Annotated in this window: 8 protein-coding genes and 2 pseudogenes; 4 read left to right on the top strand and 6 right to left on the bottom strand. The window is 50.3% G+C overall.

Annotated elements, in window-relative coordinates; translation table 11 throughout:
• Positions 1-80: pseudogene (locus CRG49_RS11810) on the top strand (IS1595 family transposase); the annotation flags it as partial.
• Between the two features lie 132 nt (positions 81-212).
• Here the strand turns inward: CRG49_RS11810 and CRG49_RS11805 are convergent.
• The 4 genes from CRG49_RS11805 to gluQRS all read right to left on the bottom strand — a co-directional run bounded on the left by CRG49_RS11805 (position 213) and on the right by gluQRS (position 3,230).
• Positions 213-878, bottom strand: a complete 666-nt coding sequence (locus CRG49_RS11805) for a histidine phosphatase family protein (protein WP_095502169.1) — start codon at positions 876-878, stop codon at positions 213-215.
• A 105-nt stretch (positions 879-983) separates the two neighbouring features.
• On the bottom strand, positions 984-1,715 hold the full coding sequence (locus CRG49_RS11800; protein ID WP_095502170.1) for a LytTR family DNA-binding domain-containing protein: 732 nt from the start codon (positions 1,713-1,715) through the stop codon (positions 984-986).
• 32 nt (positions 1,716-1,747) lie between these two features.
• Entirely contained in the window at positions 1,748-2,068 is a 321-nt protein-coding gene (locus CRG49_RS11795) for a hypothetical protein (protein WP_095502171.1), read from the bottom strand.
• Positions 2,069-2,342: 274 nt separating this feature from the next.
• Positions 2,343-3,230 (bottom strand): tRNA glutamyl-Q(34) synthetase GluQRS, encoded by an 888-nt coding sequence (gene gluQRS, locus CRG49_RS11790; RefSeq protein WP_095502172.1) that lies wholly within the window; start codon positions 3,228-3,230, stop codon positions 2,343-2,345.
• Positions 3,231-3,369: 139 nt separating this feature from the next.
• On the opposite strand from gluQRS, the gene tsaB reads away from it, so the two are divergent.
• From tsaB to CRG49_RS11775, 3 genes are read left to right on the top strand one after another with little or no spacing between them, the layout of a single operon-like run.
• A complete protein-coding gene (gene tsaB / locus CRG49_RS11785) occupies positions 3,370-4,047 on the top strand; it encodes a tRNA (adenosine(37)-N6)-threonylcarbamoyltransferase complex dimerization subunit type 1 TsaB (protein WP_095502173.1) in 678 nt (225 codons plus the stop codon).
• Positions 4,044-4,484 carry a ribosomal protein S18-alanine N-acetyltransferase gene (gene rimI / locus CRG49_RS11780; RefSeq protein ID WP_095502174.1) on the top strand — a complete coding sequence of 147 codons (441 nt, stop codon included), beginning with the start codon at positions 4,044-4,046 and terminating at the stop codon, positions 4,482-4,484. Before tsaB ends, rimI begins: the two co-directional genes overlap by 4 nt.
• Before the next feature lie 28 nt (positions 4,485-4,512).
• Positions 4,513-5,307: a uracil-DNA glycosylase family protein gene (locus tag CRG49_RS11775; RefSeq protein ID WP_095502175.1), complete on the top strand. Its 795-nt coding sequence runs from the start codon at positions 4,513-4,515 to the stop codon at positions 5,305-5,307.
• Positions 5,308-5,412: 105 nt separating this feature from the next.
• On the opposite strand, the gene CRG49_RS11770 is transcribed toward CRG49_RS11775, so the two are convergent.
• Entirely contained in the window at positions 5,413-6,474 is a 1,062-nt protein-coding gene (locus tag CRG49_RS11770; protein ID WP_198515169.1) for an MBL fold metallo-hydrolase, read from the bottom strand.
• 47 nt (positions 6,475-6,521) lie between these two features.
• Positions 6,522-6,607, bottom strand: a pseudogene (locus tag CRG49_RS11765) (IS5/IS1182 family transposase); the annotation flags it as partial.

The following is a 6,607-nucleotide window of genomic DNA, read 5'->3' as shown; positions in this document are numbered from 1 at the left end:
AAACGGAGTTTAGGTTTAACCACCGGCATGAAGATTTAGGTAAAATATTAATGAAGATGCTTCGAAATAACCCAATTTAATATTTTTGCTTCCTAAGCCTCTTATTAAATTTGATATTAGCGTAAATTTTGAAATTTACTGCCAAGCAAATCACGATTGGATTTTGGATAAATTTATTTAATTTATACATTCATTTAATCTGAATCTTTATTTTATTCGGATAAACTCTCTCCAATCGATCCGATTTTCCATCCCTCATTTCCAAACCAAAGCCGTGAAACTGTTGCATTTTCGACACTTCTATATAAAGTTGACTGCGGATCAATCAATTTCAATATTCCTGTAATCGCCATACCATGCGACACCAGCAAAACTTTGCCATCGATGGGTGACTGTTGGCGCAAAATATCCAAGCCTTTTTTCAGACGACCCATAAATTGGGCTTCATTTTCAGCCAAACCCAACGGATCTAATTCGCTCACAGTTTCGGCCAGCAGATGATGCTTGCCGGTTCGGTAGGCTTCGAGCCAGGTTTCTATCGATGGAAAACCGCGATGCTGCGCGATCAGGCCATGCACGTTTTGCACCAAGTCGCCCTCAAAGCCGCCGAAACAATATTCGCGCACTTCTTCAATTACGCCTAAAGGCAAATCGGCTTGGTCTTTGGCTTCTAAAATAATTTTCGCGGTATCCGCGGCACGTGGGCTGACGCTGCAAAACGCGGCATCGAAATCGACCTTGCCTTGCAATGCCCGTCCTAATGCGCGGGCAACTTCTTTGCCTTCCGGCAGCAAGGGCGAATCGCTCCAGCCTTGTAAGCGGCCGACTTTATTGAAAACAGTTTTGCCGTGGCGCACCAAATATACTTCTAAAGCCATGTTTTATCCTTTCAGCCTAATGTTGATTTTCAGACGGCCTGAGACCTTTATGCCGTCTGAAATAAAAAACCCTGCTTTGTTAAGCAGGGTTTTATGATAAATCGTTTATGCGCCGTTTTTCAAAATTTTTCGAATAGCGGCCAGTTGGCGGCGGCTGACGGCAAGCGGTTTTTCTACGTCAAGCACTCGGGCGCCCCATGTCGCATTGTTTTCGTCTTCTTCATCGTCTAAGCGAATCAGGCACTCCAAGGTATGGCGGAACACCAAGGCGTTTCGGTGAATACGGATGACTTTTTCCCCCAGCAATTCTTCCCAATACACCAAAGTTTTCGGTAGCTCGTAGCTTTGGCCGTCTCCGGTAAACAAAAATACGGTTTTGTGTTCGGCCAACAAATAGCGCACCTGCTGCCAAGGGATTTCCACCATACGGTTGCGGTTTAACACTTTGAAATGGGTGAAATCGTCTGCTTTTTCCTGATATTTTTCGCTCACGCGCTCTAACGTGGTTTGCAAGCGTGACATTTTCATTGGCTTGAGCAGGTAATCTACTGCAGCCAATTCAAAAGCACGCAAAGCATGCTCTTCGTAAGCGGTGGTGAAAATCACTTCCGGCTGGCGTTTGGCCACGCGCTTGATGCGTTCGACCAGTTCCAAACCGGTGATTTCCGGCAAACCGATATCGGCGAACACAACGTCCGCTTCATGCACGCTCAACCAATCCAATGCAGGCTGCGCATGATGAAATGTTTTCAGCAGCACAACATTGCATTCTTCTAATAAAACCCGTAAGCGCTCAGCGGCTAGCATTTCATCTTCTACAATAATAGCACTTGGCATATTCTGGCATTCTTTAAATGTCTAATTTGGCATTATTGACAGTTTTTCTTAGAATACAAATCTGTCAAAAATGCTTGACGTTCTTTGGCGGCAGTAATTGCTTCTTCGGTATTTGAGTATGTGCCAAGTAGGGCTGGCCAGAAAAATACTGCTGCTGCAACATTTTTGCCAGTTACTTTGCGTTCGGCACGTGCTTTCTTCTCAAATTCCTCAGCTTCAGCAATTTCGCTCTTGATTTGACTGCAGGTCAGCTCGTTGTCTGTAATTTTTTTGGTTTGAACCACGTGTGGCGTTGCACAAGCTTGTAATAACAACGCCAATGCGCCCAATGTAGCAATAGCTTTTAACTTCATATATACTCCGATTATTTTAATGGTTAACGATATTTCAGACGGCCTGGCAATCAAGCCGAAAGAATCTGAGTCTGTGTGGCATGAAAAAATACACTTTTTTCATAACAATCCATGATTGAATAGCTTGGCGCAAGCCCCCACCATTCAACCCCCGTTTGGATTAACCCACTATATTAAAGGATTTCAGTTTAAGAAACATATCTTGGCCAACTTACTTACAAACTTTAACAAAAACGAAGTAACCAAAAGCCGAAATTGTCGCATCTATACCAACTCATTCGGTGCATATCGCTTGCTGCGGCACACGGCCGATTTGCCAATGTGCCACCGCCCAATCGAGCAAATCGCGCGGACGGTCAATTTGCGGCGCAGGCGGCAGATTCAGATAAGCCGAAACCTGCCGTAACAATAACTCGACTTGCGAATCATCCAGCGCTGGCGCAAGTGTTTGTTTAGACCATTTTTGCCCCGATTGGTTCACCAAAAGCGGCAGATGTACATAGCTCGTTTGCATAAACCCAAGAGAAGATTGCAAAAAAATTTGTCGCGGCGTAGACACCAGCAAATCCTGCCCGCGCACAATATGCGTGATGCCCTGCTCGGCATCGTCCACGACCACTGCCAATTGATACGCCCAAAAACCGTCTGCACGCAGCAGCACAAAATCGCCGATGTCGCTGGCCAAATTCTGCGCATAATGGCCGACAATCGCATCATCAAAACCAATCACTTCATCCGGCACACGAATGCGCCACGCCGGTGGTTTACCGTTTTCAGACGGCCTGTGTTCAGGCACACGGCAGCGGCCGTTGTACACAAACCCATCCGCCCCCATGCCCGCTGCCGCCTGCCAATCCTTGCGGCTGCAATAACACGGATACACCAAGCCCTTGTCTTTCAGACGGCCTAAAGCGTCTTCATATAAATGATGGCGGCGGCTTTGGTAGGCCACTTCGCCGTCCCACTCAAAGCCAAAAGCTTCCAGCGTGCGCAAAATATGGTCGGCGGCACCGGCCATCTCACGCGGCGGATCCAAATCTTCCATGCGCACCAACCACTTGCCGCCGTGCGCACGGGCATCGGCATACGAAGCCAGCGCCGTCAGCAGCGAGCCGATGTGCAGCAAACCCGTCGGGCTGGGGGCAAAACGTCCTACATACATAGCGCAAACCGTTCCATCTGATGGTTAACCAAACCGCTTGCATACCGAATCTTTCAGACGGCCTCAAGCATGTTCAAAAGCGATATTATAAGTCAAGCAATGCTATAATGCCGTCTGAAAAAACTGTAAAGCACCCACCATGCAAGCCGATTTTAACCGCCCTGTGTTGGCCATCGACACCAGCACTTCCTACCTCTCGCTCGCCCTACGCCACCGCGATCAAACCCATGTCTATCATGAAGCGGTCGGCACCAAGCAATCCGAGCTGATTTTGCCGCAAATCGGCGTGTTGTTTGCCGAAGCGAGCATCAGCGCCGCCGATTTGGGCGCGATTGTGTATGCACAAGGCCCGGGCGCGTTCACCGGCTTGCGCATCGGCACCGGCGTGGCGCAAGGTTTGGCGACACCGTTTGCCACGCCCTTAATCGGCGTACCTTGTTTAGATGCCGTGGCCTACCAGCGCCCCGACCGCCCTTGCGTGTTGGCGGCCACCGATGCGCGCATGGGTGAAGTGTTTTACGCTTGGTTCGATACCGCCAGCCACCGCCGCTTGAGCGATTATCAAGTCGGCAAAGCCGCAGAAATCACCGCACCCGACGGCATGACGTGTTCAGACGGCATCGGCAATGCGTTTGCGTTGACCGACCAACCGCCGTTTGACGGTGAAGCCGATATGCCGACCGCTGCCGATTACCTGAACTTAGCCGCGACCGGCCGCTATCCGGCCACCGATGCGGCGCAGGCGGAATTGCTGTATGTGCGCAATAAAATTGCCCTAACAGCGAAAGAACAAGCCGAACGAAAAGGCCAAGCATGATTCGCTCGGCAACTTCGGCAGATTGTGCTATTTTGGCAAAAATTGACGCACTCAGCAATCCGTCGCCATGGTCGGCCAAACAATTTGAATCGGCCATTGAAAGCCGCACGGAAACGGTTTTGGTGAGCGAAACCGACGGCTGCATCAGCGGCTTTATCGTGTGGCAAAGCGTGTGCGACGAATCGGAACTGCACCTGATTGCCACCGCGCCCGAATTCCGCCGCCAAGGCATTGCCGCCGCCTTATTAGCGCAATGGTTCCAGACGGTCTCTGCGCAAAACATCACGCGTTTGTTTTTGGAAGTGCGCGACAGTAACCAAGCGGCGCAAACGCTTTACCGCAAATACGGTTTTGCCGAATGCGGCCGCCGCCGAGATTATTATTCCCTGCCCGATGGCCGCCGCGAAGATGCGGTGTTGATGGACAAGGCCGTCTGAAACGACGGCATATTTTGAAACGATTCCTATGTTAAGCAGCCGCTATTTACATTTGCACGAAGCGCTGGGATTGGGGCCGATGTGGCTCAATCAGCAAGCGCGCGTCAGGCCGTCTGAAACGGCCGGCGGCAACGTGCGCTCTTTGCCGAATGCCCGAGCGCAAGCGGCTGCGCAACCGATTGCGGAAGCCGTGCGCTCGCTCTCACCTGCCGCCCATCACGCCCGCTTAGCTGCGGCGGCCTTGGTGAACGAAAAGAAACATGCGCCGATAGCGCCACCCGCTGCCACACCGGCACAACTGCGTGCCAATGTCGAAAATCCCGCCGAAAGCCCTACGGCTCAAGAAAACCAAACCCTTGTTTCAGACGGCCTACCGCCTTTACAAATTGATGTAAGGCCGTCTGAAATCATGGTTGTCAGCATTTGTCCTTCTACGGAAGACAGCGCCGCCAATCAACTGTTCAGCGGCAGCGTGGGCGTGTTGCTCGACAATATGCTGGCCGCGATTGACTTGCAGCCGCAACAGGCGCACAAAACCTGCTGGGTAAAATCCGCCCCCATCAGCAACGCCAACCCAAGCGATGCGCAAATTGAAGCGGCGGCCGATGAATTGGCCAAGGAATTGGCGCAATCGCAAGCCAAAGCGGTATTGTTTTTGGGGCAAATTTTTGAACACGAGAACCAACGCACGCTCATGCAAACCGTGTGCGGCGAGCGGCCTTATTTTGTGATCCCCCATCCGGCACGCTTATTGCGCCAAACCCATTTAAAAGCGCAGGCATGGGCGGAATTGAAAAAACTCAAACGCTTATTACACGCTTAAATATAAAAAGGCCCTTACATTCGCCTAACAAGTGCAATTTCCAATAACAGAAAAGGCTGTCTGAAAGCAATACTTTCAGACAGCCTTTTCATGCCAAAACATCAACTATTCACGGCGCAATGATTTATCCGTCCACCATTCTTCGCCGACAAAACCATCGGCATAGCGCTCGCCCATTTTCGGCACATCCAACGCCAAGCCATGTTCTTTGGCACTTTTCACTGCATTATCAATCGATTCATACCACGGATTGCGCCCTAAGCTGAACACTCCCCAATGCATCGGCACCATCTTTTTCGCCTTCAAATCCAACGCCGCCTGCACCGACTCATGGGCGAACATATGCGTTTTCGGCCAGCCGGCATTGGCCGCATCGATTTCGATAAACGCAAGGTCGAAGCCGCCGTATTTTTGGCCGATGTCACTAAAATGCTGCGCATAGCCTGTATCCCCACTCCAATACAACCGCCTGCTGCCCTCAAGGACAAACGATGCCCATAAGGTTTTATTGCGGTCATTCGTCCAGCGTGAAGAATAATGCTGCGTTGGTTCTGCAATCAGCTTGATATCGCCGACCATCGTGTCATCACCCCAACCCAATTCGGTAATCTTTTCAGACGGCACACCCCAAGATTCTAATCGTGCGCCCACGCCCAACGGCACCACAAACCGCTTGGCCTTATCCGCCAAATAACGCATGGTCGCCGCTTCCAAATGGTCGTAATGATCGTGCGAAATCAGCACCACATCAATTTCAGGCAAATCCTTGCGCTGAATCGGCGCTTCTTGGAAACGCGGCGCAACCAAAGGCGCATTCAGCGGATTGGCATTATCCAACACAGGGTCGATTAAGAAACGCTGCCCGTCCAATTCTAAAATTGCCGAAGCGTGCCCCAGCCAATAATAAGCAAATTGTTCAGGCCGTCTGAAACTGGTTTTGTCCAACATCACCATCGGCAAACGCCCTTTCGGCGTGTAACCATCATGGAGCACAAACCCACCCTGCCCGGTAGCTCGCTCGGGGTAATACGGTAAATCTTCGGTATAAAGGTTCACGAATTGACCGTTTTTATAATATGGCAAATCGGTAAAACGACGCTCATCGGGCAATGCGCCGATGTTGCGGTAGAGCATGATGCCCAAAATGGCCGCAATCAACAGCAGCACCAGCAATATCGCAATAATAAATTTTAAAATTTTTCTAGGGCGTGTCCTCAATTTAACTTAGCATGAATAATAGAGCAAGCCAAGTAAAGCATCGATTTAAAATTACGAGCTAATTTCTCATAGCGAGTAGCAA

The sequence above is a fragment of the Neisseria sp. N95_16 genome (genome assembly GCF_002551535.2).
Classification (GTDB): domain Bacteria; phylum Pseudomonadota; class Gammaproteobacteria; order Burkholderiales; family Neisseriaceae; genus Neisseria; species Neisseria brasiliensis.
The sequence above is the reverse complement of the archived record's forward strand: the minus strand, read 5'-3'. Positions and strand labels throughout refer to the sequence as shown.

Excerpts from the sequence above, each read along its gene's own strand:
- tsaB (WP_095502173.1), top strand. The coding sequence starts at position 3,370 with ATGCAAGCCGATTTTAACCGCCCTGTGTTGGCCATCGACACCAGCACT.
- CRG49_RS11775 (WP_095502175.1), top strand. The coding sequence starts at position 4,513 with ATGTTAAGCAGCCGCTATTTACATTTGCACGAAGCGCTGGGATTGGGG.
- rimI (WP_095502174.1), top strand. The coding sequence starts at position 4,044 with ATGATTCGCTCGGCAACTTCGGCAGATTGTGCTATTTTGGCAAAAATT.
- CRG49_RS11800 (WP_095502170.1), bottom strand. The coding sequence starts at position 1,715 with ATGCCAAGTGCTATTATTGTAGAAGATGAAATGCTAGCCGCTGAGCGC.
- CRG49_RS11805 (WP_095502169.1), bottom strand. The coding sequence starts at position 878 with ATGGCTTTAGAAGTATATTTGGTGCGCCACGGCAAAACTGTTTTCAAT.
- CRG49_RS11795 (WP_095502171.1), bottom strand. The coding sequence starts at position 2,068 with ATGAAGTTAAAAGCTATTGCTACATTGGGCGCATTGGCGTTGTTATTA.
- gluQRS (WP_095502172.1), bottom strand. The coding sequence starts at position 3,230 with ATGTATGTAGGACGTTTTGCCCCCAGCCCGACGGGTTTGCTGCACATC.